Consider the following 23,289-nt stretch of genomic DNA (forward strand, 5'->3'; position numbering starts at 1 on the left):
CAGTTTTTAAACAGGGATCACAAACCTCAGCTAGTGAACGGGCCTATTATAACTATAATCATACAGATGCTGGTGAAGTCCAAAAGGTCTATCACATATAGGAGTGGGAGCAAGTTATATTAAAAGAAAAAAAGGTGGATTAAAGCAAAAAAGAAAATATTAATTAACTTTAGAGAACTGGACTAAGGCTTTTCATAGGAGTTCTTTGTTGGGCAATCGTACTTTTCATTCGTCATGCGGAAACACATTTTTTCGCAAATTCGTCAAGGAAGTTTAAATCAGCTTCTGTTTTATTTGAATCTGGTGGAGTAGGGTTTAAACCCGCTGCTGAGTCATATAACCAATTTGAACTTTCAGTCATCCCTGTTTCTATGTCCTTCAAAAATTCTTCCATTACTGTGACTTTTTTTAATTTTTGAGTTTGAATTCCTAATGAAAATCGCTCTACCACTCCTTGTAAATAATCTTTCTTCTACGGTACGTTCCCATGTTTCACGTAACAAGCTATACCAAGATTTTGCAAAAAAAATAGATATTCATCTTCTGACGATTCCTTTTCTTCGAATCATAATTACTATAAAAAGGTGAAAGGTCATGTTAGTTTAATAGAATACTATAAGCCGATAAGTTTGATTGTCGAACCACTGCATACGAGAACCGCTTGGCCTGTCTTAAGCTTGTCGAAGGGTATACAGGTGTGTGAGATGTACTCCTTTATTTGATGGCAGAAGCCGCGCCGACTCGACTAGCAAACTTTTTATTTGCAATCATCTTTATACAAATCCATATATTCGAAAATTATTTTACTAGCTTGAATTTTCATATCTCTGTTTAAAGAATCATTTATGCGAACGTTATTCGTTAAGTTATAAACCTTACACCAATCTGAATCCATTGCTTTTTGCGCCTCAATAAGTGCAGAAATTATACTTATTGTAAAACTTTTTGTGTTTTTTAATTTCGCTTTCTTTGCATAAATTATTGCCTCTTCAAGATCAAAATAATTGTCCAATGCTTTTAAGTAAGCTATACAAATCAATAAATCACCACTGGCTTGATTAAGAAATTTGTCAATATCCTTAACGTTATTTTTTTCTTTCAGATATTGAAAAAAGACCGTTGCATTGCTTTTTCCATCAATATTCCAACCTAATCTATGTATTACGGCGATTTTAAATTCAATCGGATTTTTACTTTCGTTCAAATAATACATTAATTCAATAGTTAACTTTCCATCAGCTTTAGAAGCTAATTGTACTATCTCCAAATCTTCATAAGCTTTACTTATATCAGTTGATGTTAGAGGTGAATCTGCAAATAAATTTTGGCTAAATAACAATCCTGTTAATAGTACTAAGGTTAAATTCGTTTTCATAATGTTTGTTAACGTTTATGTATAGGGAAAGTTGCGTGTTTGTGTGCGATAAATTTCCAAAGGAAATTCAGACATAGCTACCGTACAACAACCTTTACTTGAACCCAACATAGGCAATTTTTATATATGTCTTTGTCGTACAACGTTTTTTATTTCTTTTTTTTATAGTGGTGAAAATTACCTCTTGGTAAATATACCAGAGTCATATTTGCGTGTGAGATGTGATAAATTCCATATTTAAGTGTGTCAGATTTATTTGTTAAAATTAAACGGCCCTCAATTAGTGCATTCTGCTTGTCCGAAACACCTTCAGAAATCAAATATTCATACTGATCATCTAACTCCGTTTTTATATTTACATATTTAAAAATCCAATGATTACCGTTAATCTCAACAGTTGATAAAGAATCTATGGTACTTATCCAAAGTCCATTACTAATTGAACTTTTGTTTAGATTTTTAACTGTTTTATGTATTAATCCACCCGAATCAATTACGGGTACTATTTTTTCAGAAGCTTTTTCGGTCGCATTTTTACAACTAAAAATCACCAAAATAAGTAAAATAAAAGACGATAATTTAATGTTAGTTTCCATTTTTATCTTGTGTGCCATAAGTTTGATTCTTTATAAATTGATAATATAATAAGAAAGAACAAAAGAGAGTATTAAGGTTACGATACACGGTGAAGCTTTAGACTTTGACACCATTAATAATCCGCTCTCTGTTACTACTTAAACCACGTTTAGTTCTGTGAGACTTTAGATCTCATTTTCAAGCGATGCACTAGAGCATGCCGAAGTGTCGTTGTGCGCGCAAATTGTACGTTCTTTCTGGTTTATACACTAATAGTTAGAAAGTCAAACTTAAGCATGTATACATGTGTAATTAATGGACAAGGTACAAAAACTGCTAATTTTCTAGAACTAACTATATTTAATGGAATACAAAAGAAAATAAAAGTAGGTGGTCCCGTATATCAAAGCGTTTTAAAACGGATAATAATATACGATATGAAGAATTTCCTAAATCATCTACGTAAAAAGATTCGACTACTGTAACTAGGTAAGAAGTGCTACACTTTAAACCGCTTCTTTTTTCTCTGAAAGGTATTGGTTGTGCTTTTAAAGTAATTACTCCAAAGGTTTTGATATTCATATTCTTCATCTGTAAATACGGCGCTTTTTTGAATGCTATTGGTATGCACATCGGTAAGGTCTAAAGAGATAATTTCTACCTTGTGTAAATCATAAAAAAGACCATACTTACGTTTCAGGTCATAAATAAGCCATTGTTGATCAGCATAGCGGTTTCTAAAATGTTTAGAAATTAAGGGGAGTACATCATAATCGGGTTCAATGTTGGCAAAATACACAGTATCTTTTGTTAATTGAAAACGTACAAAGGCCTCCATACGGTGCTTTTCACGACCAACTTTATGTGCTATTTGATTAATTTTCAAAACACAATCATCACTAAAATTAGTTGGGCCGTTGATTTTGCTTCCCATTAATTTTCGAATGTAATGGTAAAGTAGAGACTCTATATTTTTTTGTTCGCTCTGATATGCAAAATAGATATGCTTAATAGCAGTATTGCTTTTTTTGCGAACACCATTCCAAACGCGTTGCGCCTTTTCAACATTCGTGAATATTGTTTCTGTTTCAGCAAAGAGTCCGTTTTGTATTTGTCCTTGACGTTGAATATCGGCATGTGGTAGCTTTTGTTCAAAAGCTATAAATACGGCTGTAAGAAAGCCATTGAAACTACCGTCATAAATAAGTGTTTTTGTAGCATTCATAATCAGTTTTTTAAATGTTGAATAATGTAAACATCCGCGTTAGAATAAATAGGCGTTTTTTAATCTTGCTTTTATACATAACAAGTTTATAACCAACGGATAAAACTTGACCTTGACTTTGTTCTAAAAATGTATTGAAAGTTGTATAGCTAGGTCTCTTTAGCGTGTTGTTCATGTAGTTCATAATGCTATTTATTTATGATTAAGTAATACTTCAATTGAATAACGATAATTGATTACTATAATGATTTTTATATTTACTATTTGAAGACTGTAATATCATTCCTTTAATACGAGCAGCGTCTAAGTCTCTTCGTTCCCAATCAGTAGAGTTGCAGATAATAAAATATTTTGCACGGTTAAGCGCAACGCCCATCTTTTTAAGATGTTCCCAGCTTAGATTTCTAAATTTTCTACCATTTATTATTTTATGAACAGAGCCCATTCCAATTCCTGGAATACGTGCTAGCACACTTTTATCTGCCTTGTTTATATCTACAGGAAAATGATTCAAATTTCTAAGCGCCCACATTAATTTAGGGTCAATATCCATATCTAGATTAGGATGTTCAGTGTCTAGAATTTCATTTACGTTAAATCCGTAAAAACGTAATAACCAATCGGTCTGATAGAGTCGGTTTTCTCGTAGCATAGGAACTTCTGAACCTAATGCAGGCAAGCGGCTATCAGTAGAAATAGGAACATAACCCGAATAATATACCCGTTTCATATTGTAGTTTTTGTAAAAATGGGTAGCTGAGTACATGATATCTTTATCACTTTCACCCGTAGCACCAACAATCATCTGTGTGCTTTGACCAGCAGGCGCATATTTTGCAGTACTTCGAATTATCTTTTTCTCTTCAGTATAGCGTATGATTTCATTCTTTACTTTGAGCATAGGCTTGATGAAATCTTCGTGCTTTTTATCTGGAGCCAATAATTTAAGGCCAGAGATCGTGGGGATTTCTATATTCACCGATAAACGGTCAGCATATAATCCGGCCTCATACATTAATTCATCACTAGCACCAGGTATCGATTTTAAATGAATGTAACCATTAAAATTCTCTTCTTCACGTAGTTTTTTGGCAACTGCAATCAGGCGTTCCATCGTATGGTCGGCACTTTTGAAAATACCAGAACTTAAAAAAAGTCCTTCAATATAATTTCTTCTGTAAAAGTTAATAGTAAGATCAACAACTTCTTGAATTTTAAAAGCAGCACGTTGAATATCATTGCTTTTACGGGTAACACAGTAGGCACAGTCAAAAATGCAATGATTGGTCAATAGAATTTTTAAAAGCGAAACACACCTTCCATCTTCGGTATAGGAGTGGCATATGCCAGTACCGGTATCGCCCAAACCTTTATTCTTGTTTTTACGATTGCTCCCACTACTTGAGCAGGATACATCATACTTGGCGGCATCGGCCTATAATCGGGAAATCAAATTGTACATTTTTGGAAATCAAATTGTACACAAAAACCAAAAACCCCATGCAAATGCATAGGGTTTAAACTGTATTTAATCAACGTTTAAACGCCTTTGAACTGTATATATGCCAATGTATAGTATGGCGGCCTGTTGGGGTGCGCTGCACCGCCACCGGTATTGTTTAAAGCCATAGTATGGCTATGGTTGCCGGCACTGCCTGTTGGTGGTGCGCTGCCTTCACTATCTGCTACTACAGAACCCCCACCATTATCAACACTTTGGCTTTGTTTGGAATACCCTGTTACACTGTGGGTATGTGCGCCTGCACTTGTGGTGCTACCGGTATGCTTATGTGAAGGCATCTGGCTTTCTGTTAGCGTTACTTCTTTACTGCCACCCGTTTTACCAATCGCATTATAATCTGTATCTGTAGCACTGTAACCAACTACAAATTGGCCTTTTAAGTTTACCGTGCCATTCGTACCATCACATAACCTAAACCCGACAGGTATTGCACCAACAGCACCTGCGTACATAATTACGCCATCAATTGGTATTGTGGCCTTCTGCACCTCAATTAAGGGCTTCACACGGCTTAAGTCTGCCCAAGGGGTAGAGTATACGCCACCGCTACCAAAAGTAGCCGTGCGGGTGTAGTATGTGGGTTTTGAATCACCTTGGCCATCAACCGGGGCCACATCTTCTAAGTATGTTGCATTGGCAATGGTTTCATTAATTCTAACATTGGCCGCAATCACACCACCTGCAAAACGCACCACCTCACCATTAAGAACCATGAAGCCTTCATTGGCAGAACCGCCAACCACTTCGCAACCTCTTAAAATAAAATTATCACCGCCAATTGAAGATAATTTAGCAGTATCATTAATCATTGATTGAATGAGCATTAAAAATTCATTGTCTGCGGGAAACCCTGCGCCCTCTGCGATATATTTATCCATAAGTAACTGTATATGTTTTATCTGGTAATCTGTAAAAATCAACTAAAGCTTTTAAGCGTAACATTGCCGCATCTGATATATTTAAGCCATTTGGCAATACAACAGTAAAATCAACATCTAATTTTCCTAATGCTTTATGGTCATAAAAACGCACCTTATCATCTGCCGCACGGTTATAAAATCGCACCGGCTTATTGTCGGCCCTATCATAAAACCACACCGGGAATATATATATGCCATCTTCAATGTATATTCTTCTGGCTGAAACATCAAACGCATCGTTTAATACATCTTCTAAACTAAATACCTGTGCAGTATGATCTAATTTGTAATTAGTGGCTTGGCGGTACCTTAAAAACTGCGTATGCAATTGGTTAATTGGTTCTACCAAAGCAATAAGCCATTGCACCATTAAAATGGTGCGCCTACGAATAGGCAGCAATGTGGCCACCAATCTTTGGAAATCAATATTATAGATGCTTTCGTACATTATGTGGCCACTGTTTTTGGAATGAAATTAATGATAAGGTTAGCATCTTCAATTTCCATGTAACCGCTATTGGCTACAACGGTGTTTTCTATATCTAACCAGTTTGCAGGATCTTGAAAATTATAAGCAGGGTTTTTTATATACGCTTCACGATCACTGCAACCGCTTATAGCTTGTAATATATCTTCTAATTCTGCAACACTAAATTCACCGTTAAAGCGTAAGTTTTCTAAATAATTTCGCAAAGCTGCCTGCACCGGTGTATTATTTGTGCCATCAATTCTGCTGCCGTTTTCTGTAAGTATTGATGGATCATAAAAAAAGTCAATTTCAATGCGTAATTCATCTGCATTATCACTAAATACTTCTAATTTAGTGCCGGCAGGCTTAATGCGTTTAAAGTAATCGACTATGCCTTGTTTTTGCTCGGCCGGTAGAATAGCCAATTTGCCATTAACTTCTGTGGCGCATTTGACGAATAAAAACGTTTGGTTTGTAACTTCTTTTTCAACAACGGCTGCACGCTTCACCACTAATGCGGCTTCTATTTCTGATTCTGTATATCCATCACCGGTGTATTCTAAATTATAACCTTCTTTTACCAATGCATGGCCGTGGCGGTATTGTAATGCCTTATCACGAAACCATAAAATCGTGTATACCTTTTGCGTGCGTATTTTATCATCAGTTTCGGCTTTATAGGTTTCAAAGAAGCCATATTGCAACCAAATACTAAAGGCTACCACATAGGCCCACAAGTTATAAATACCCACTTTGCTTGTGGTTTCTAAGCCATCAAGTGCGGTGAATTCTGCTTTCTTAGCTATAATTTGGTTTTTAATTTCAAGTACTGTGGGTGTTGCCATGTTATTTTTTATTGTTTTTGTTCCTTTTTTCCATGATGTACCATTTTCTTATGGTGTAGCACAATGTGGCAATCAATACCAAATACCGAAAACCATCTAGCGGTGTGTTTATGTAGCTTAAGACAATGGCAACGAATGATGCCGTTAAGACTTTAAAATCATCAAAAAAATTCATTTGCTCAATTTTTCACTTAATCGTGTGACCATAGCAACTATTGCTTTGGCTATATTATTAAAGGCCCACCCGCCGACAAAAAAAACAACCCCGGCAGACACAAATACACTATGTAATTTTGTCCATTCAACCTGCGTGTCACTCAATAAAAACATTGATAAACCACCTGCCCAAAATGGGGCTATCATAAGAAAACTTCCCAGAATCAACAGAAAAATCTTTTTGTATAGGTTTTCGATTCTGTTTAATTTGTCTTTTAGTTTTTCCATATCAATAAATATTTAATTCCTTTTTCACAATGTTAACCACTAACAAAATCATTACATAAATTATTACAGTGGTGGTGTATGTGTTCATTATTCGTAATGCATTGTTTGAAATCCATTGGCCAAATCTTCCCAGTATATTTCTCTCCAATCGTATAAGTTAGAACCTGTTAATGTTCCGCCTGAATAAATAAAACCGTTATAACTGCCCCCTGTATATTCCCTGTTATCATACGTTATTCCGTCTATTGTAAACGAATCAGGCTTAACAGTTGCATCGGCATCTGAATCTTCGTCAAGTCCCATGGCTATTTCCCATGCATCTGGTATGTGGTCGCTATCCGTATCAGTAGGTTCTGTACCTGCTGTATGCGTAGGTAGTCCTACTGTTTGGCTTTCTTCTGTAGAATAAGAGCCAGTTTTATTTGTATAATCGTCTATTTGGGATTGCTCAATAGTACTTGTAGAAACATTAGCGCCAACATTTGCCAGGACAAAAGTTCCTAAATCCTCCGCAGTTGAAGAAATAACCCTACTTCCTGTAGCATGAATTTTGGAAGTTTCTCGATAATCTTCGCTCCATGTGCTGCCACTTACTGAATTTTGAGACGCTCCGTCTAAATAGTTGCCTACTGCATACAGCCTGCTATCTTCTATTGTAAAAGAGCCATTGTTTGCGCTTTCTCCGAATACTATTTGGTTTCCGTATTGAGCGTTACCGCCTTTTACATCTACGTTACCGATGTAATCACCTACATTTTCCCATGTTAATTGAAAAGGCGCCCAGTCACTATTATAACTTAAGTTGTTTATAATCTCATAACTTGCCGTACCTACACTGATACGTGCCATGCCTCTATCCTTATTGTTTGTAGATAAGTTGTTTAACAATGATATTCGATACGAGTTATCAAATAATAGAATACCTTTCGCGCTTCTAAACGCTTCGCCAACTATTGAGTTTTGTATGGTGATGTTTTTGACAAATCTACCATCTGTATCGCCTGCCATACTTATATTCTCATCATCACCCCACATAAAAGAGCAATGGTCTAATATTCCACCATCAATACTTGGATTCCCAGTAAATCTCGCAATAATTCTTAAAGCATCCCTACCGCTGTCTGCTTGGGAATCTCCGCCTAAAAATTCAACGTGTCGAATAATAAAATTAGATGCCCCGAGAACTTCAAACATATTACCATAATGTGTGATTCCACTACCCGTAAAGGTTTGTCCTAAAATAGAAAAATCATCCTCGGTTGCGGAAGTGGTATTTGACCCTGCATCAATTCTTATTCCTTGCCCTCCTATTATTATCCTAGGGGTAGTAAGGTCTAGTGCAGCCTTCAAAGAACCTGCACCGCTAGTGTTATTATTGGTGATTTTTATAATATCACCACCTCTACCGCCTGTCTTGAACTTTCCAAACCCATCCGCACTAGGGAAGGCTTTTAATTCTCCTAGCTTAAAGCCGCTTACGACCTCTAAATTATCATCTAATGAGATCTTAAAAGAGTAGCTGCCTCCAAAGTTAGCATCGGCGTTTGAAATACCTAACTTTACTTGTTGGGAAAAAAGTGTACTTGATACTAATAACACAAATAAGTACATTACGTTTTTCATATGTTAGTTTATTTTAAATTGCGCTTCTATTTCTAATCTTTCTTCGTTTGTTATTGCCGAAGGTATAATTGATATTAAATCCATTTGTGCACCATCGTTTGCCATGTAACCACCATCAGACCGCCCTCCTATATTTACACTTTGAGTTTGTATAGCAACAGTATCAACCGAGTCATCGGTGACTACTTGTGTACCATCTACCCAGATGTCAACAGTTGCTCCTGTAATTATGACTATATACAATCTACGTGTGCCGTCCGTTGGTGAAAATGAAGTAGTCGACCCCCCAAAGAGTCCTTTGTTGTTACCGCTAATATATAGACCGTATTCCCTATTTGATACATTTGAGTCTGCCTTGCTTATATAGTAACCTGTGTTTTGAACAACAGCTCCCTCTCTAAGTATTATGGTGAAATTATCAGTACCCATTTGTTTTTCTAAAAAACTACTTTCAGGTACATCAAAATATGAATTACCACCATTGAACTGTGCCATTCGTTCTGCTCCAACTAGGTTTAACTCGATACTATTTATAGCAGTAGCATCTAACCCATTAGCACCTAAATCCTCCCAAGTAGTTACTGTATCTCCGTCAGAAACAGCGCTAACGTCTATGCTTGAAGGGTTGTAATAAACATCTGGGTCTAATACTAATATAGCATCGCTAACAAAGAGGGATTGTTGCCTAGAAGCAAGTAACATATCGCCTTGCGCATAAAAAGAAAATGACATAAATAAAAGTATGTAAATGATTTTATCTCTCATAGTAGTAGTAATCAATTGTTGTTCCATCATAAATAGCTTCAAAGTATATTGCCATCTCTGTTCCTGATGCAAAAGCTGTAGTATTTGGAACTTGATTGAAAGTTATTCCTGAACCTGCTAAAGTAGGAGCTGCTGACCTGTTTATAAATACTGTAATAGACCCACCTGCTTTAGCATTGTTAAAAGTAAGTGTGCCCGCATCGGCGGTTTGGTCATTATACATTAGTTTAGATTCATCTAAATCTACTGTAGCAGAGGTGACTACCGTAGAGGGCGCTGCATCGGTTATAATACTAAATGTTGTGGCATCAGGGGCATTGGCATCAAACTCCGCCTGTGTCATAGATATAATGTTAGTGATAGCATCGGAACCGGTAACCTCTGTAGCATCGGATTGAAGTGCTGAATCTGCTAAATCAAGACTAGAATTAGTGCTTGCATCTAATTTTGTTTCGTCTATACTTCCTGCTATTATATCTGCTGTAATATCTAAGGTGCTTAGTGTTAAATCAATTTCTCCTGTATCTGTTACTGTTGTTCCCTCGTTTTCCTTTGCTGTATTCAAATCAATAGCCGTTCTATTCTCTTGTAAAGCTGATTCTACTGTTGTGGCTGTAATCAATGACCCTACATCTGCTATTGTTACTTCTGCGGCTGTTTGGTTGTCTGTACCGCCCCCAGAACCTACAACATTATACGTTGTTCCATCAGAAATTTTTAAGCCTTCTGTTGTATTGTAATATATAGAGCCTTCTGTATCTTGAGACGGGTCAAAACTAGAGGAATATAACAGGAAAGGATTAAGAAAACTTAAGCCGCCTTGGCCCATTGTAAATGCAAAAGGAATTGTGAAAAATTTCTCAGCAGATGAAGTATTACCAAACTCAAAAATAACGCCATCATAACTATCTGTGAATTTTATACTCTTTGAAATACCATCAATTTTTACCGTTCGGTTATCTGTTATTATTTGGTTTGCATTTGCCAAAGTTGGCAGCAAAAGATTATTACCATCACTTATATAAAGCCTGTTATCAGCACCGCCTATTGATAATGTTTGAGAATCTGTCAAAACCCCATCAACGCTAATAACATCACTACCATTTATATTTATTCCCGATCCTGCGGTGTAGGTTGCTCCACCCCCAGAAGTTACCAACGGCACCCAACCTGCATCATCACGCCTGTTAATGACATAAATATTAAGATCTGTATTATACGCATCATACACCACACCTGTACGGGCGGTATCAATGGCCATGATTTCTGCCGTGGTCATTTCAACGGTTCTGCCATATTTCTTAAGGCTTTGAGAATACCCAACAACCCCCAGGATCATGATTAAAATAAATAGTGATTTTTTCATTTTTTCGTTCTTAGTTTAAATTCGTTTAGTATCGTTTTACCATCTGGGCTTGTAACTATCAATTCACCTGCACTGTTTGCCGTGGCTTTTAGAGTAGTTGCATTTAATCTTTTTATATCAAATTTTCTGCTATCATCCCATTCTTTAGCAGTTTTGCCAAGGGTTTGAATGCGCCCACTCAATATTCTATTTTCAATAAGGGCTTTGGCTTCAATTCTATTTATTCTTTTTATTAAAAAATAAATTAGAATCCAACTAGCAACCGTTGTGCCTAAGATTGTATAGTTTATCATGGTGTACTGCTTATAAAATTAAAATCTGAATTGGTAACCACGCCTTGATCTGGTAAATCTGTTTTGGCCGTTACATGTATAATCTCACCACCAAATAAAGTACCATCACCACGGCCCATTACTTCTTCACCGGTCTGTGGGTACAATTCAACATTGCCTAATTCTTTATACAGCCTATACCCTTTAAAATAAATAATAACAGGGTTACCTTGTGCTATGGCATCACTAACCGTATTAATATTTTCTTGTAAGGTGGTTAAGGCATCTTGCAGGCCATTTATATATGCAATTTCTTCACTACTTGGCGGCACATAATTGGTAAGGCCATCAAGTTTGTTTTTTTCTGCTGTGGTATAATTTTCTTGTGATAAGCCTTTGCCAACTTCTGTGGCCACTTTGCCAGATAAAGCCGTTGCCAAATCTGTTATTTTACTAATAGGAAAATTGGTAGGCTCTTGGTATTGGTCAACAATATGCGCTGTTGTATCACCATCTGCATTAACTGTTGTAAACGTGATACTATTGGCATCACTTGTGATACTTTGAATTAAATCACCATCATCTTTATGCCAAAAGCTTGCAAGTATATTTTGCCACTTCGTGATCATCACCGCATCTGTGCAGGTGAGATAATCAATTAATATATTTAGATCTTGTTTCATACGTTTTTAAATTCTAAGTAAAACACTTGCAATAATCACAGGGATCATCATTTATAAATAAATCATCAATGGCATCTGTTAACGCTGTTGATGGCCAAATAGATTTTTTTGAATAATACCCGGCTATATCAACTTTTTTACCATCATAGTCTGGCAATAGAATCGTTTGCCCCGGTTCCAATTCATCGGTAACCGCCAAGCCGTTTTCTAGAGCAATCAACAACACCGGTAATGGCGTGCCATATTCTTGTATGGCAATATCAAACAATGTTTGGCCCTGTATGATCGGTGTGCTATTCATTGACCTGTATTTTTATACGTTCTTTTAATTTGTCATAATCTTTGCCATCACGGGCCAATTGAAGCTTCACCGCCAATTTCAATTCTGCATCTGTGGCATTGCTGTGTATAAGCCTAAATAAATCAGCACCCAATAAAGGATCTTCTTTTAATTCACCCTGCGCCATTTCCAATATCAACTGCACCTCTTGATCTTCACTATCACCAATAACAAAATCACCATTAGCAATGGTTAATTCACCTGTATCATTTAATAGTATATCTTTTGCCATCCTTAATTTATTATGCCGGTCACTGAACCGCTGCCCGGTTGCACGCCTGCCACGTTTACTGTTCTTGTTACCACATACGCTTCAAAAGCATCTGCCAAGTTTTGGGCTAATCTTGCACGGGCCTGTGCAGGTGTACCTATGTCTGCAACCGATTTTTCTGAATCAAAATTTAAGGCCGCTTCAATCTTATTTTTTAATTGTGTTTTCGTATCTGCCATATCCTATTTTAAAACGGTGTTTAATCGTTGTTTAATCGCTGTTAAAGCAGGCACATTAACACTTTGGCCTTGTATCACCACTATTTTTAAAACTTCATCAATAAATTCATTTAATATGGTGGTAAGGCTTTCATTAGCCTTTGTGATTTGGTACCCATTTTCATCAATTATTAAATCGGTTTCATTCGATTTTATCTGCATGGCCTGCACGCTTTCAGCTTCTATTAAAAAAGTAAAGCCGCTATGGTTACCAATCACACCCAAAAGGCATAATGCGCCATTATTTGGCACTTTATTAATGTGACCAAGGCCAAGCAATACATCGTAATATTCAAGGTCATCGACAACGCCCGTGGCAACCATGGTATTTTTTTCAAGATTCACCGCACCGGCTTTTGCCCACACCATCTGGGGCTTCACAATAGCCTTTTGGCTTTGCTTCATTAACCGCACAAATTCATCTAATTTCCTGCTCATGCTACTTTTTCTCCTAATTCAATCGTGCGCCTGTATTGTGGTGATGCATCAAAATCTACTTTCACCCGTTCCACATAATACACCCCGTTTCTATCTGGGTAAATAAAACTTACCAAATTGACTTTATACCCATGCTCAATAAATGGAATGCCAAACGTGGCAACCGTACCATCAAAGCCATCAACCTTATATTTTTTTAAATCTTCATTGGCCAGTTTTTCTAATTCTGCCAATATTTCAATACCGTAATAGGCCAATTGGCGTTCATCACCATTTTCATCACCCACTAAAACTTCAATCTTAGTACCGTTGGCCAATGTGCTAACCGCATTTATTTTAATGCGTATATCTTCGGCATTTCTATAGTTCAATGAATTATTGACTACATTTTTTTCAAGATGAAGTGTTACCGGTACCACATCAGTATCATCTGCATATATTTTACCACATACCAAGGTTTTACCCTTCATGTAGCTGTATAGGCTGTATTCATCTTTTAAGAATTTCAATACTTCACCCATATTTGTTTTTGCAAATCGAACCGTGCCAATTTCAACTTCTAAAGCATCTACCTCTACACCGGGTAACAGCTTGATGAAAAGGTTGGCCAATGTTGTTTTTGGCAACGAAGCATTCACCGGGGTTTTTGATATAATGCGCATTTCATCTTCACATTCAATTTTTATGGGTATATCAGCACTTACCCGTGCTATATAGCCCACAAATTCTGTAACATACACGCCATCATAGCCCAATTCAATAGTAACAGGATCATCTTTTTTAAAGAGTTCGTTTACTTTCGATTTATCAAAATCACGCACATTACGTGGCATGGTGATGGTGGCGGTGTCGGTTAACTGTTGCCAAGATTTTTCAATGGAAACGCCCGTTGGTTTTCTTAAGACCAATTCGCCACGGGTTGCCGTGGCTGCAAACGTTATTTTAGCGACCATTGCAAGTGTCATAAATCTAATTCTATAGGTGAATCTGAAATGCAGCGCATGTAAAAAGGGATTACGCCCGGTTTACCTTGCACCTGCTTAAATTCGGTTTCTAAAATCGTTAGTTTACTAATGTTCTTATCTGTGAATAAATCACCAATAACTGTGATGCTGTCGGCCACTTCATCAAATTCAATTAGTTTTTGGTGCTGTTCATAAGCGGTTTTGGCGGTGGCATGCCCAGGATCACGCAAACAAATACCCCGTATATCAACCACCCAATCATCAAATCCATACATTTCTTTAACGGTGCCATTAGAAGCCAGTGCCGTTGTTTTACTTACTATTTTTGGATGCCTAAAATTTACTAATGTGGCACTAGGCAAATCAAAATCGGCTACTGGGAAATTCTCAATTTCACCGTTGCTGTTGTAAAATTTATAATTTTCACCTCTAAATTTTATAGGAAACACAATTGGTGTACCCATATAAGACACACGGGCCGTTTCTTCTAAGCTTTCAATAAAATCTATATTATTATATACAAACCCCGGCGCATTGGGCAAACTGCCCACACCTTCTGGCCTATACATAGCATAGTTTTTGATACCAAAAGCAATTTCAAAAAGTGTGTTTATATTATAATCTGCCATTATCCAAGACTTATTGCACCATCACGCATGCGGTCATTAATTCTGCCAACTATTTCATCTGCTATGTTATCAATGTCATTTTTCCAATTGCCCGGCTGCAAACTAAAGTTGTTTGTAATGTCAAGATTCATGGTTAATATCTTAGCACTACCACCAGAACCATTGCCGCTAATTACCGGTGCATTACCATTGGTAGGTGTTACTCCATTATTCGTGTCAATTGTGCCTGCGGGCACATCTAATTTGGTAGGGTCGGTGCTAGGCTTTTTAGTTACTTCAACTTCAACCGTGTTATCATCACCAAAGCCAAAAAATTCTTTAATGCCATTCCATACTTTTTTGATTGATTCCCAAACGCCCATTAATAAATCTTTCACCCATGTTTTAAGGGCTTCAATTTTTACACGAAAACCGGGGAAAACTTTATCGATAAGGGTTACCATCCATTCAAATGGATTATTCTTTGCAATCCATGCGCCAAATTTTATTAAAGCGCCCTTTATTTCATCCCAGTACTTTACCATTAGAATAATTACACCGATAGCGGCTGCAATACCTATCACCAATAAACCTATTGGGTTGGCGTTCATGGCAACATTAAAGCCCCATTGCGCTGCTGTGGCACTCACCAAACCGACTATAAAACTACCTAGACCAGTTAGGGCGGCAATAATAAACCTACCGCCAGCCTTCAACGCATTTGCGCCAGAAGCCACCAAGCCCTTTACAAAGTTCCCAGAAGCCAAAGTGGCTTTATTGAGACCCGTACGAATAAACTTTAGGCCCTTACCTAATTTGGTGTCCATAATAAGTGCCACACCTTTTTGGGCATTTCCTAAATGGGATAGCATTTCTACAGCACCTAGCCCTGCAATGATGAATGGAATAAAAGGTTTTGTGGCATTAAAGAGTGTAATGCCCCAATCTTCCATAGTAGCGGTCAACCTGCCTTGTTTTTCTTGGTAGGTGTCCATTTTTATTTTTGCCTGTTCGTAGGCTACATTGGTACCTGCAATCTTTTTGGCCAAATCATCCTGTGCAGTTACACTGCGCACTAAAATATTAGCGGCTGCGGCATTTTCCACTCCAAAAACCTGCGCAAAGGCCGTGGCATCGCCTTGAGCCTTGCCAAGTTCTTTAAGTCGTGTCGTAAACGGTAAAGTGGTATTTGAAACGATGGCCATATCTACACCGTAACGCTGTAATTTTTGTAATGCTTCTTTGGGTATTACATCGGCACCCGCCATTTTACCAAGTACATTTCGTAAAGCCATACCGCCTTCTGCACCTACTTTTCCGCCTGCGGCCAAAGCTTGTATTGCCGCATTCGTTTCTACAAAAGAAACTTTTGCCTGTGATGCCGCAACACCTGCCACTTTTATGGCCTGTGATATTTGGGGTATTTCTGCACTACCTTCTTTTGCACCTGCCGCCATCACGTTCATCATCATTTCCATTTCCTTTGATGCCTTTATAGGGTCGGTTAGATCTACACGGTATTGCAACATTGATGTTGTAAGGGCTTCGACCGCACCCTTAACATCGTTGTCCATAGTTTTGGATAATGTCAATGCGCTAGCGTTCATACTGTCCAAGGCTTTTTCGTTCTGCCCTATTCCGGGCCCTAGCTTTGATAGTATGGTTTTGTAGTTTTCTAAAGGTTGTGATGCTGACGTACCGAAAATCTTTGCTGACTTTCTGGCGTTTTCGCCTAATTTCTCCAGATTTTCACCCATTACACCTGTAATGGCAGAAACATCTGCCAAAGTAGCTTCGTAGGCAATACCCGGTCGAATGGCCTGTTGAAAGTGTTGGTTAAGTTGCCTTGCACTATCGGCTATGGCGTACAGGTCTATAGCAGAAACCTTTTTAAGGTTCTCATTTACTTGGCCAACAACTTCTTTGGTGCTTTTGCCCGCCTGCTTAATTGTATTCATCGGACCGCTAACCTGATCTACTAACTTTAAAATCCAAGATGTAGTGGTTGTGGACATTTATTTGAATGATTCATTGACCACTTTTGCTAAAGCTTCAATGAACACGTTTTTAAGGTTTTTTAATCTGACAAATTCAGTGTATTGGTATTCGTTGTAAAACTTTGCCCAATCTTCATCACTTAGGTTTTCTGGGTCAATGTGGTATTCCCTGCGGATGATCGCATTTATTTGAATAATCCAATCATCCGTTGGGCCATCACCATCATCAATGGCAAAGTGTTTTAAATAATCTTGGAGATCACGCCCTTTGCCTGCATAAGCTTTCCCACTTCGGCCAAAACAGCTAAGTAAACAGCCATATCACCGCTATCATCATCCATGTACAGCATATCACCGCCCAAAACGCAATTAGTAACCAAAAGCCTGTTAAGGGCTTCAATGTTTTCATCTTTGCCATACTGGGTAATTGAGGGTAATAAATTACGTGTGGGTTTGCAGATAATAAATTTTGCAGGTTCACCACCATCAACAGGTACTTCTATTTGACGTAGCCCGGTTTTTGTTTTTTTCCAATTGCTGATCTGATCCTTTGTAATTTCTTTGAATGTTGTGTGTTTCGTGTCTGCCATGACTTTTGTATCTTAAGATTTATGTATTAGTTTTTTTTAAACGTTCCAATCAATTTTTGGGGTGTACAATTCAAACTTATAGGCAATTGATTTATCACCCTGCTTTACTTCAACACCATTGTTTTTAATTCGGCATGCCCGTATTACATCTTTGTAAATGGTACCACCATAATCATAAGAAACGATTATTGGGAAGGCATCTATATCTTGTAATTTTCGGCCAAATGGCACAGAATCTAAAAGTGCCAATCGTTCTTCTTGGGTAAGGGTAATACTTGCTTTTGCTTCATAGTTGCCCTCACCAACGCCAATATCATATTGGCCTGCACCTTTTATGCCTTCTATTTCAACATTATCATCATATGATAATTCAGTAATACCGACAACATCACGGCCAAGCATTCTTAATTTTGTGCTATTCCAACCGGCCACACGGCCAAAATGGTTTATAATATTCATAGTCTTATGAAATTTTGTTTGTTAAACCTAAATCCACTGTTATTTCATGGATGATATTATTTTTCACCAATTGCGCTTTCACCTGCAAAGGGGTATCATTCAATAATGCCTGTGCCGTATCAATGTAAACTTGCATGCCGCTAATTTCACCGGCTGCAACCATTGGGCGTAAAGCTACACGTGCTAATTCTTCTAGTTCACCCGCTTCACCTGCATTAATCAACCCACTCTCTGGATCTTTCTGTAGGTTACTTTTTACACGGGGTAATAAGGTATTTCTTATAAGGTCTGCGCCTTTATCCCATGTACGGTTATTTTCAATGCGGCTGTAATCGCTTGCAGCTTCTGTAGCCGTGTGAGAATCTGAAAAGAAAATACCGGCATAGCCATTATATGCACCCGCAAAAATGTAGGCTTTGGCATTTAGTGCCGCAATTTCTGTGGCGGTCAATGTGCTGAACAAAACACCGTTTTGTAAAGCGGCATCTAACCAACGGCCACGAACCTTATTTGTTAAAGGGTAATCGCGTAAACCTTTAAATTCTTGGGGTTTGTTTTGAATATCTACACTACCTAAATTTTCATGCACACCCCGTACCGAAATACCCCCAAGTGCTGCACCAACGGCCGCATAGTTCTTGTATGCTGCTTTAATGCCTGCAATGGCAGGATCTTGTGTTATTACCACACCAATATTATCTGCGGTTTCTTCCCTTAGATCATCATAAGCGGCAACCAATGTCGCTGCTGCATATACATTACCTTCAATAAGTATGGTGCTTACATTTCTATTTTCAGAACGTAAAGCCGTTACAATGGCCTGTTGTTCTGCGATATAAGCTGAAAAATCTACCAATACTACCGCATCGTTTCGCACAATACCAACATTTTTAATGCTTGAATCTGCTTTTAAGATTGCTTGTATATCTGCCCCGGTTAACGTATCATCATCTAAAACCACAAATAAATTGCCGTTTGGTGATACCCTAAAAAATTCATCGATGTGATGGTGTGCCAATATAGAATTGGTATCATCATAAGATGGGTCAATCCCGGCAGCTTCTGCATTTTCGATTGTCAAAAACTCAACAGCCGTTTTTAAAGCCAAACCCGTTGCAGCGATCGCCCCGCCAATAATTAATAAACAAACACCATCAGCGGTTGGGTTGGTGCGACCAAGGCCGCCATTAAGCCTGTTTACTACTGTTCCTTTAAAGCCCATTTATCTGGATTTAGAAAATATTATTAATTACGCTTCGGCCTTCAATGTATTGATGGCATCGGCAATTTTTTGCTTCGTGTCAAGTTCGGCAACATCGATCTTTAGATCTTCTGCCATTTTTTGTAGGTCACCCAATTTAAAAGCCTTGATTGCTTTTTCATTTAAAGGAAATTCAACTACATCAACTTTACCTTCATCGTTTTTAGAAGTGTCAACCACACCGGTGGTGTAGGTTTCAAAGGTTAATTTCTTTTTGGCTTTATTGGTATTCACGTGAAGCTTTGCTGCGTTTTCATTAACGAAGGCTTGGCCATCAGATGTTACAATCAAAGATTTTTCGCCTTTGTTCGCCTTGAAATAATCTTTTGCGATTTTGTCTAATTCCGTTTTTTTCATGGGTTCTATTTGTTTTTATCCTTCTTACCAAATAGCCTTTTGAAAAAACCTTTTTTTTCTGGTAAAGAATCTTTGGTTGTAATTGTTTGTGCTTTGTTCTTAATATCTGGGGTAATGTTTAATTCAACAGTACTACCACCACGGCTTTTCAGTTTTTTGATTTCCGTAATAAATTCATTGGTTATGGCCGTTGTTTCTTTGGCAATAGCCTGCTCAATGATCGGTGTTAATTGCTTACTAAGTGCCTTATTGCTTTGGGTGATAATGAAAAAAGTCAGAATACAACCGAACACAACCCCGATAAGGGCAATCAATAAATTTTCTGCTGCGTTCTTAAAGTTCATGGTTCTGGTCTTTAAATATTCATTTCAAAATGTGGTGTATCGATAAAACCATCTTTTAAATCGTTTTTATTCCAATCACCGCCCCACCTGTTATTCTCATGTAAGGTTTCCCAATAGTCACCAAGTGGCTTTAAGTCTGCCCATTTATAAGTTAGATTACCATCTTTGAACACATTAAAATCAACTGCCAACCTTCTTAAATGGTTGCTGTTCATTGTTTGTGATTTGCCACTTTGAACGTATAACAATTGCTGCTCTGTTGTTCTATAGGCTTCACCAAATGTTAACCTTAAGCCGTTTTCAAATGCGAAACAAATAAGCATTGAAACATTAAGCGTAAAGATCTGTTGGTGTGCTGATAATTTCATAAAAGGTTTTAATATTTCCCCCGTGGGGATGCAGGCCGTTCTATAGTGAGAACTGGCCCGCCTTTTTTAGTGTTATGCTACTGCTGTGTCAACAATTGCCCCTTGGCCCAATGCACGTAATGGTATTGCCAAAAAGTACAATCTAAACCCAACAACCGTTTGACGGTTCTGCGGATCATCTTTAGCCATAGCCATATATCTTGCAACTGATCCCCTTGCTTTGGCAGATGCCTTAACATGGAATAATACAGATGCTGCACGGCCTTCTGTTACTGAACCGTATGCAATTTTATCTAAAGAAGCATCATATACAGGAGAATGGATACTTTCGTAAATTTCAAACCCGTAATAATTAGCCGCAATCGCACCTTCTTTGTGGTTGTGATATTGCAACTCTAATGCCTTATCTTCTAACAGTAAATCTGCCATGTGGTCTGCACTAAGTACCAAACACCTACCGGCTTTTGGTATTTTTAACAAATCCAATGTTTTCTTATAAATAATAAGATCAGCAGAAATTAAACGTTTACGGGTGCCTATCGTTGCACCTGTTGTTAAAATTATCGGGGTGTTTGCTGTGTTGCCAGAGGGTGCCAACGAATGCAAGGCATGCGCTTCTGTTGCTTCTTCTAAGGTTTCACGGTGCTGCGCCTGTACGCTGCCGGGCTTATCATACGGTAAGGCATACACTTCATCATCAGTGATTTTCGTGTTTTCAGTATCGTATTTGTAAAGAGAAACAGCAACAGAATCATCTGCACGGGCAGAAACTGCGATTGGGTATGTGCTGTTGTTTATTAATACGGTAGGGTCTGCACCAATTTCAGTTAATTTAATAACGTCATTATTTACCCATTGGTTTTTTGAAGGTACACGTGCCAACCAACTGCCGGTATGTCTAAATTGCTTAATCAATTCTTTTTCTGCGTATTCGTTCATGGCCAAGGCCATTGCAACGCTTACCTCTGGGGTGTCGTTCGAATACCCTACAAATGCAACCATGAATGCCATTAGGGCAATAACGGATCTTAATACTACTTTTGTTTTCATCTTTCTAAATTTTTGATTTTAATTTTAAGCTTCTTTTTTCGGTTAAGTTATGATGCTGTTAAAGGGTGTTCAAACAGCCTTTAAACTGTAGTTAATGGGTTCTTTCTAATCTTTATAATGCGCATTTTTCAACGCTTCTGCCTTTTTTGGATCTGACTCCATAAGGGCCAAATATGCTTCTGGGGCTTTTTCTTGATAATCGGCAAATGTGAATTTGCTGTAATCATTGCCAGATGCATCTACATCTGGGCCGCCACCTTCTAATTGATTACTTAAGGCTCTAACAGGTGCTACCGTTTTTAAAATCGCTTCTAAATTCTCAAAGCTATTTTGGCCAATGGCTTCATAATTACCACGTACAGAAGCCGTAATTTTTTTGTCAATTTCTGCTTGATCCAAAAGGGCTTTAATTTTACCGGTAATTTCGGCTGCACTTTTATCTTCTGCGGCTTGTTTTAATGAAGCGGCTGTTGCTGCTAATGCCTGTACTTCTGCCAATTTCGCATCAACCACTGCTTGTGTTGCATCTGCGGGTAGGCCCAATGTTACTGCTAGTACTGATAATTCCATTTTTATGGGTTTTGGGTTTTCATGTTTATGTGTTGTGCCTTCTGGCTTGTAAGTTTGTGGCGCACCGCATGCCACCAATTGCAAGTGCATAGCGGCATCTATTTTTTCATCTTCTTTTTCTATGGCATTCAATAAGCCCATTTTTAAAGCGGCCTTGGCATCCATCCAATAATCACCTTTAGCCCAGAGGGCTTCAACGGCATCTTCTGTAATACCAAATTTGGTGGCATACATCGTTTTATATTGGCTCGTAAGATTTTTAAGTAATTTTAAATTGGCTTCAATTTCATCTTCATTACCACCCACACCCATTTTAGGCTTGTGTATCATGAACTGGCTGTTGGGCTTTCCGGTAGCGTGATATTTTGCAGGGAATATAGTACCGGCAGATGCACACAAGGCACCCACTTTTACTGTTATATTATCCGATTCAAAATTATCTTCAATAAGATTTATAATCTCATTGGCTTCAAAAACATTACCACCAACGCTATTCACATATATCTGGCATGAATCAGCCCCGGCAGCAATAGCCGCCTTGATATCGGCACCTAATCGGGTTGAATTGGCATTTGTCCATTCAGCTATTCTACCGCTTATAGCGATAATGCAAAGTTTGGCTTTGCTTGTTACCATAATGGCCAATGGTGCTGCAATAGTGCCTTGGCCGGCATTCATAAAAATGTTTTGATACATATTCATGCCACAAATGTGCTGCAAAATCTGGCACCGTAAAAATTGGCATACCGTAACACTGTCATTATGACAGTAAATTACTAGTACCTGACACCATGACAGTAAACCAACGGAAAGTACCCAGATAAAAAAGACAATTTTGTACCATAATCACTAAGCAAACTTCAAAGAAGCATGGGTAAAACAAATGAACGGGCAACCGCTAAACACCTTTACATGGGCGGTAAAAGTCAAAAGGAAATTGCCGGACTTGTGCAGGTGCAAGAAAAAACGGTTAGTGGGTGGGTAAACAAATACGGATGGAAACAAGAACGTGAAGCACGCTTTATAGGTAAACGTACCCAAGAAGAAAATTTACGCAAACTCATAAGCGATTTGGCCGCCAAGGCCATACGGGTTGAAAATGAAATGGAAATTGCCCGTGGGCGTGATGAAACTGATAACTTTTTATCACTACAAACCGAACTTAACCGCATTACCGATGCCGCCAGTAAATGGAATAAGCAATATGAAGCGATTAGCAAAGAAAATAAAATTTCATTAATCACCTATTTAGGGGTGATGGATCAGATTTTTGAAGGGGTACGCAATTACAGCCCCAAATTATATATGGAAATGCTCGATTTTCAAGAATCACACTTAACAGAAGTTTCACTAAAACTAGGGTAAACT

At 38.0% G+C, this 23,289-nt stretch carries 30 protein-coding genes and 1 pseudogene; 1 reads left to right on the top strand and 30 read right to left on the bottom strand.

Translation table 11 applies throughout. From position 1 onward, the window contains the following. Positions 1-232 precede the first annotated feature (232 nt). From ES765_RS21655 to ES765_RS04980, 30 genes and pseudogenes are all read right to left on the bottom strand, one after another. Positions 233-394 (bottom strand): hypothetical protein, encoded by a 162-nt coding sequence (locus ES765_RS21655; protein ID WP_171017228.1) that lies wholly within the window; start codon positions 392-394, stop codon positions 233-235. A 363-nt stretch (positions 395-757) separates the two neighbouring features. Beyond that, on the bottom strand, positions 758-1,375 hold the full coding sequence (locus tag ES765_RS04845; RefSeq protein ID WP_138111653.1) for a hypothetical protein: 618 nt from the start codon (positions 1,373-1,375) through the stop codon (positions 758-760). Positions 1,376-1,524: 149 nt separating this feature from the next. After that, entirely contained in the window at positions 1,525-1,989 is a 465-nt protein-coding gene (locus tag ES765_RS04850) for a hypothetical protein (protein ID WP_138111656.1), read from the bottom strand. Between the two features lie 461 nt (positions 1,990-2,450). Beyond that, on the bottom strand, positions 2,451-3,176 hold the full coding sequence (locus ES765_RS04855; RefSeq protein ID WP_138111660.1) for a TIGR03915 family putative DNA repair protein: 726 nt from the start codon (positions 3,174-3,176) through the stop codon (positions 2,451-2,453). Positions 3,177-3,390: 214 nt separating this feature from the next. After that, positions 3,391-4,611, bottom strand: a pseudogene (locus tag ES765_RS04860) (putative DNA modification/repair radical SAM protein); the annotation flags it as partial. A gap of 104 nt (positions 4,612-4,715) precedes the next feature. Further along, entirely contained in the window at positions 4,716-5,576 is an 861-nt protein-coding gene (locus ES765_RS04865) for a phage baseplate protein (protein WP_138111661.1), read from the bottom strand. After that, on the bottom strand, positions 5,569-6,066 hold the full coding sequence (locus tag ES765_RS04870) for a hypothetical protein (protein WP_138111663.1): 498 nt from the start codon (positions 6,064-6,066) through the stop codon (positions 5,569-5,571). Before ES765_RS04870 ends, ES765_RS04865 begins: the two co-directional genes overlap by 8 nt. Beyond that, entirely contained in the window at positions 6,066-6,932 is an 867-nt protein-coding gene (locus ES765_RS04875; protein WP_138111665.1) for a hypothetical protein, read from the bottom strand. Before ES765_RS04875 ends, ES765_RS04870 begins: the two co-directional genes overlap by 1 nt. 1 nt (position 6,933) lies before the next feature. After that, complete coding sequence (locus tag ES765_RS21660; RefSeq protein WP_171017229.1) at positions 6,934-7,107, bottom strand: hypothetical protein; 174 nt, start codon at positions 7,105-7,107, stop codon at positions 6,934-6,936. Then, positions 7,104-7,376: a hypothetical protein gene (locus ES765_RS04880; RefSeq protein WP_138111669.1), complete on the bottom strand. Its 273-nt coding sequence runs from the start codon at positions 7,374-7,376 to the stop codon at positions 7,104-7,106. The genes ES765_RS21660 and ES765_RS04880 overlap by 4 nt, the downstream gene beginning before the upstream one ends. A gap of 87 nt (positions 7,377-7,463) precedes the next feature. Beyond that, positions 7,464-8,999 carry a hypothetical protein gene (locus ES765_RS04885; protein WP_138111672.1) on the bottom strand — a complete coding sequence of 512 codons (1,536 nt, stop codon included), beginning with the start codon at positions 8,997-8,999 and terminating at the stop codon, positions 7,464-7,466. A gap of 3 nt (positions 9,000-9,002) precedes the next feature. After that, a complete protein-coding gene (locus ES765_RS04890) occupies positions 9,003-9,764 on the bottom strand; it encodes a LamG domain-containing protein (protein ID WP_138111674.1) in 762 nt (253 codons plus the stop codon). Continuing rightward, positions 9,754-11,130, bottom strand: a complete 1,377-nt coding sequence (locus tag ES765_RS04895) for a hypothetical protein (RefSeq protein WP_138111675.1) — start codon at positions 11,128-11,130, stop codon at positions 9,754-9,756. Before ES765_RS04895 ends, ES765_RS04890 begins: the two co-directional genes overlap by 11 nt. Beyond that, positions 11,127-11,423, bottom strand: coding sequence for a hypothetical protein (locus ES765_RS04900; protein ID WP_138111678.1), 297 nt, complete (start codon positions 11,421-11,423; stop codon positions 11,127-11,129). The genes ES765_RS04895 and ES765_RS04900 overlap by 4 nt, the downstream gene beginning before the upstream one ends. After that, positions 11,420-12,085, bottom strand: a complete 666-nt coding sequence (locus ES765_RS04905) for a hypothetical protein (protein ID WP_138111681.1) — start codon at positions 12,083-12,085, stop codon at positions 11,420-11,422. The genes ES765_RS04900 and ES765_RS04905 overlap by 4 nt, the downstream gene beginning before the upstream one ends. Before the next feature lie 13 nt (positions 12,086-12,098). Further along, positions 12,099-12,386, bottom strand: a complete 288-nt coding sequence (locus tag ES765_RS04910) for a LysM domain-containing protein (protein WP_138111684.1) — start codon at positions 12,384-12,386, stop codon at positions 12,099-12,101. Beyond that, positions 12,379-12,657, bottom strand: coding sequence for a hypothetical protein (locus ES765_RS04915; protein WP_138111690.1), 279 nt, complete (start codon positions 12,655-12,657; stop codon positions 12,379-12,381). Before ES765_RS04915 ends, ES765_RS04910 begins: the two co-directional genes overlap by 8 nt. Before the next feature lie 2 nt (positions 12,658-12,659). Further along, the gene (locus ES765_RS04920; protein WP_138111692.1) at positions 12,660-12,875 is read right to left on the bottom strand and encodes a hypothetical protein; all 216 of its coding nucleotides are present in this window, start codon (positions 12,873-12,875) and stop codon (positions 12,660-12,662) included. A gap of 3 nt (positions 12,876-12,878) precedes the next feature. Continuing rightward, on the bottom strand, positions 12,879-13,352 hold the full coding sequence (locus ES765_RS04925; protein WP_138111693.1) for a hypothetical protein: 474 nt from the start codon (positions 13,350-13,352) through the stop codon (positions 12,879-12,881). Then, entirely contained in the window at positions 13,349-14,317 is a 969-nt protein-coding gene (locus ES765_RS04930) for a hypothetical protein (RefSeq protein WP_138111694.1), read from the bottom strand. Before ES765_RS04930 ends, ES765_RS04925 begins: the two co-directional genes overlap by 4 nt. Continuing rightward, positions 14,314-14,946 (bottom strand): DUF6046 domain-containing protein, encoded by a 633-nt coding sequence (locus ES765_RS04935; protein WP_138111695.1) that lies wholly within the window; start codon positions 14,944-14,946, stop codon positions 14,314-14,316. Before ES765_RS04935 ends, ES765_RS04930 begins: the two co-directional genes overlap by 4 nt. After that, positions 14,946-16,940 carry a phage tail tape measure protein gene (locus tag ES765_RS04940; RefSeq protein WP_138111696.1) on the bottom strand — a complete coding sequence of 665 codons (1,995 nt, stop codon included), beginning with the start codon at positions 16,938-16,940 and terminating at the stop codon, positions 14,946-14,948. The genes ES765_RS04935 and ES765_RS04940 overlap by 1 nt, the downstream gene beginning before the upstream one ends. Positions 16,941-17,164: 224 nt before the next feature. After that, positions 17,165-17,512: a hypothetical protein gene (locus ES765_RS04945; protein WP_138111698.1), complete on the bottom strand. Its 348-nt coding sequence runs from the start codon at positions 17,510-17,512 to the stop codon at positions 17,165-17,167. Between the two features lie 36 nt (positions 17,513-17,548). Further along, entirely contained in the window at positions 17,549-17,971 is a 423-nt protein-coding gene (locus tag ES765_RS04950) for a hypothetical protein (RefSeq protein ID WP_138111700.1), read from the bottom strand. A 4-nt stretch (positions 17,972-17,975) separates the two neighbouring features. Beyond that, positions 17,976-19,193, bottom strand: a complete 1,218-nt coding sequence (locus ES765_RS04955; protein WP_138111702.1) for a DUF2586 family protein — start codon at positions 19,191-19,193, stop codon at positions 17,976-17,978. Positions 19,194-19,220: 27 nt separating this feature from the next. Then, positions 19,221-19,589 carry a hypothetical protein gene (locus ES765_RS04960; protein WP_138111704.1) on the bottom strand — a complete coding sequence of 123 codons (369 nt, stop codon included), beginning with the start codon at positions 19,587-19,589 and terminating at the stop codon, positions 19,221-19,223. A 5-nt stretch (positions 19,590-19,594) separates the two neighbouring features. After that, the gene (locus tag ES765_RS04965) at positions 19,595-19,933 is read right to left on the bottom strand and encodes a hypothetical protein (protein WP_138111706.1); all 339 of its coding nucleotides are present in this window, start codon (positions 19,931-19,933) and stop codon (positions 19,595-19,597) included. A gap of 11 nt (positions 19,934-19,944) precedes the next feature. Next, positions 19,945-20,301: a M15 family metallopeptidase gene (locus ES765_RS04970; RefSeq protein ID WP_138111709.1), complete on the bottom strand. Its 357-nt coding sequence runs from the start codon at positions 20,299-20,301 to the stop codon at positions 19,945-19,947. 72 nt (positions 20,302-20,373) lie between these two features. Next, positions 20,374-21,351 carry a hypothetical protein gene (locus ES765_RS04975; protein ID WP_138111712.1) on the bottom strand — a complete coding sequence of 326 codons (978 nt, stop codon included), beginning with the start codon at positions 21,349-21,351 and terminating at the stop codon, positions 20,374-20,376. A gap of 105 nt (positions 21,352-21,456) precedes the next feature. Beyond that, entirely contained in the window at positions 21,457-22,599 is a 1,143-nt protein-coding gene (locus tag ES765_RS04980) for an ATP-dependent Clp protease proteolytic subunit (protein ID WP_171017230.1), read from the bottom strand. Between the two features lie 192 nt (positions 22,600-22,791). Between ES765_RS04980 and ES765_RS04985 the strand changes: the two genes are divergently transcribed. Then, positions 22,792-23,286 carry a terminase gpP N-terminus-related DNA-binding protein gene (locus ES765_RS04985; RefSeq protein ID WP_138111716.1) on the top strand — a complete coding sequence of 165 codons (495 nt, stop codon included), beginning with the start codon at positions 22,792-22,794 and terminating at the stop codon, positions 23,284-23,286. Positions 23,287-23,289: the final 3 nt, after the last annotated feature.

It is taken from the genome of Maribacter sp. ACAM166 (assembly GCF_005771495.1).
GTDB lineage: Bacteria > Bacteroidota > Bacteroidia > Flavobacteriales > Flavobacteriaceae > Maribacter.

Bases quoted from the DNA above. Each gene is read 5' to 3' on its own strand.
- ES765_RS21655 (WP_171017228.1), bottom strand. From the start codon at position 394: ATGGAAGAATTTTTGAAGGACATAGAAACAGGGATGACTGAAAGTTCA.
- ES765_RS04845 (WP_138111653.1), bottom strand. From the start codon at position 1,375: ATGAAAACGAATTTAACCTTAGTACTATTAACAGGATTGTTATTTAGC.
- ES765_RS04850 (WP_138111656.1), bottom strand. From the start codon at position 1,989: ATGGCACACAAGATAAAAATGGAAACTAACATTAAATTATCGTCTTTT.
- ES765_RS04855 (WP_138111660.1), bottom strand. From the start codon at position 3,176: ATGAATGCTACAAAAACACTTATTTATGACGGTAGTTTCAATGGCTTT.
- ES765_RS04865 (WP_138111661.1), bottom strand. From the start codon at position 5,576: ATGGATAAATATATCGCAGAGGGCGCAGGGTTTCCCGCAGACAATGAA.
- ES765_RS04870 (WP_138111663.1), bottom strand. From the start codon at position 6,066: ATGTACGAAAGCATCTATAATATTGATTTCCAAAGATTGGTGGCCACA.
- ES765_RS04875 (WP_138111665.1), bottom strand. From the start codon at position 6,932: ATGGCAACACCCACAGTACTTGAAATTAAAAACCAAATTATAGCTAAG.
- ES765_RS21660 (WP_171017229.1), bottom strand. From the start codon at position 7,107: ATGAATTTTTTTGATGATTTTAAAGTCTTAACGGCATCATTCGTTGCC.
- ES765_RS04880 (WP_138111669.1), bottom strand. From the start codon at position 7,376: ATGGAAAAACTAAAAGACAAATTAAACAGAATCGAAAACCTATACAAA.
- ES765_RS04885 (WP_138111672.1), bottom strand. From the start codon at position 8,999: ATGAAAAACGTAATGTACTTATTTGTGTTATTAGTATCAAGTACACTT.
- ES765_RS04890 (WP_138111674.1), bottom strand. From the start codon at position 9,764: ATGAGAGATAAAATCATTTACATACTTTTATTTATGTCATTTTCTTTT.
- ES765_RS04895 (WP_138111675.1), bottom strand. From the start codon at position 11,130: ATGAAAAAATCACTATTTATTTTAATCATGATCCTGGGGGTTGTTGGG.
- ES765_RS04900 (WP_138111678.1), bottom strand. From the start codon at position 11,423: ATGATAAACTATACAATCTTAGGCACAACGGTTGCTAGTTGGATTCTA.
- ES765_RS04905 (WP_138111681.1), bottom strand. From the start codon at position 12,085: ATGAAACAAGATCTAAATATATTAATTGATTATCTCACCTGCACAGAT.
- ES765_RS04910 (WP_138111684.1), bottom strand. From the start codon at position 12,386: ATGAATAGCACACCGATCATACAGGGCCAAACATTGTTTGATATTGCC.
- ES765_RS04915 (WP_138111690.1), bottom strand. From the start codon at position 12,657: ATGGCAAAAGATATACTATTAAATGATACAGGTGAATTAACCATTGCT.
- ES765_RS04920 (WP_138111692.1), bottom strand. From the start codon at position 12,875: ATGGCAGATACGAAAACACAATTAAAAAATAAGATTGAAGCGGCCTTA.
- ES765_RS04925 (WP_138111693.1), bottom strand. From the start codon at position 13,352: ATGAGCAGGAAATTAGATGAATTTGTGCGGTTAATGAAGCAAAGCCAA.
- ES765_RS04930 (WP_138111694.1), bottom strand. From the start codon at position 14,317: ATGACACTTGCAATGGTCGCTAAAATAACGTTTGCAGCCACGGCAACC.
- ES765_RS04935 (WP_138111695.1), bottom strand. From the start codon at position 14,946: ATGGCAGATTATAATATAAACACACTTTTTGAAATTGCTTTTGGTATC.
- ES765_RS04940 (WP_138111696.1), bottom strand. From the start codon at position 16,940: ATGTCCACAACCACTACATCTTGGATTTTAAAGTTAGTAGATCAGGTT.
- ES765_RS04945 (WP_138111698.1), bottom strand. From the start codon at position 17,512: ATGGCAGACACGAAACACACAACATTCAAAGAAATTACAAAGGATCAG.
- ES765_RS04950 (WP_138111700.1), bottom strand. From the start codon at position 17,971: ATGAATATTATAAACCATTTTGGCCGTGTGGCCGGTTGGAATAGCACA.
- ES765_RS04955 (WP_138111702.1), bottom strand. From the start codon at position 19,193: ATGGGCTTTAAAGGAACAGTAGTAAACAGGCTTAATGGCGGCCTTGGT.
- ES765_RS04960 (WP_138111704.1), bottom strand. From the start codon at position 19,589: ATGAAAAAAACGGAATTAGACAAAATCGCAAAAGATTATTTCAAGGCG.
- ES765_RS04965 (WP_138111706.1), bottom strand. From the start codon at position 19,933: ATGAACTTTAAGAACGCAGCAGAAAATTTATTGATTGCCCTTATCGGG.
- ES765_RS04970 (WP_138111709.1), bottom strand. From the start codon at position 20,301: ATGAAATTATCAGCACACCAACAGATCTTTACGCTTAATGTTTCAATG.
- ES765_RS04975 (WP_138111712.1), bottom strand. From the start codon at position 21,351: ATGAAAACAAAAGTAGTATTAAGATCCGTTATTGCCCTAATGGCATTC.
- ES765_RS04980 (WP_171017230.1), bottom strand. From the start codon at position 22,599: ATGAATGCCGGCCAAGGCACTATTGCAGCACCATTGGCCATTATGGTA.
- ES765_RS04985 (WP_138111716.1), top strand. From the start codon at position 22,792: ATGGGTAAAACAAATGAACGGGCAACCGCTAAACACCTTTACATGGGC.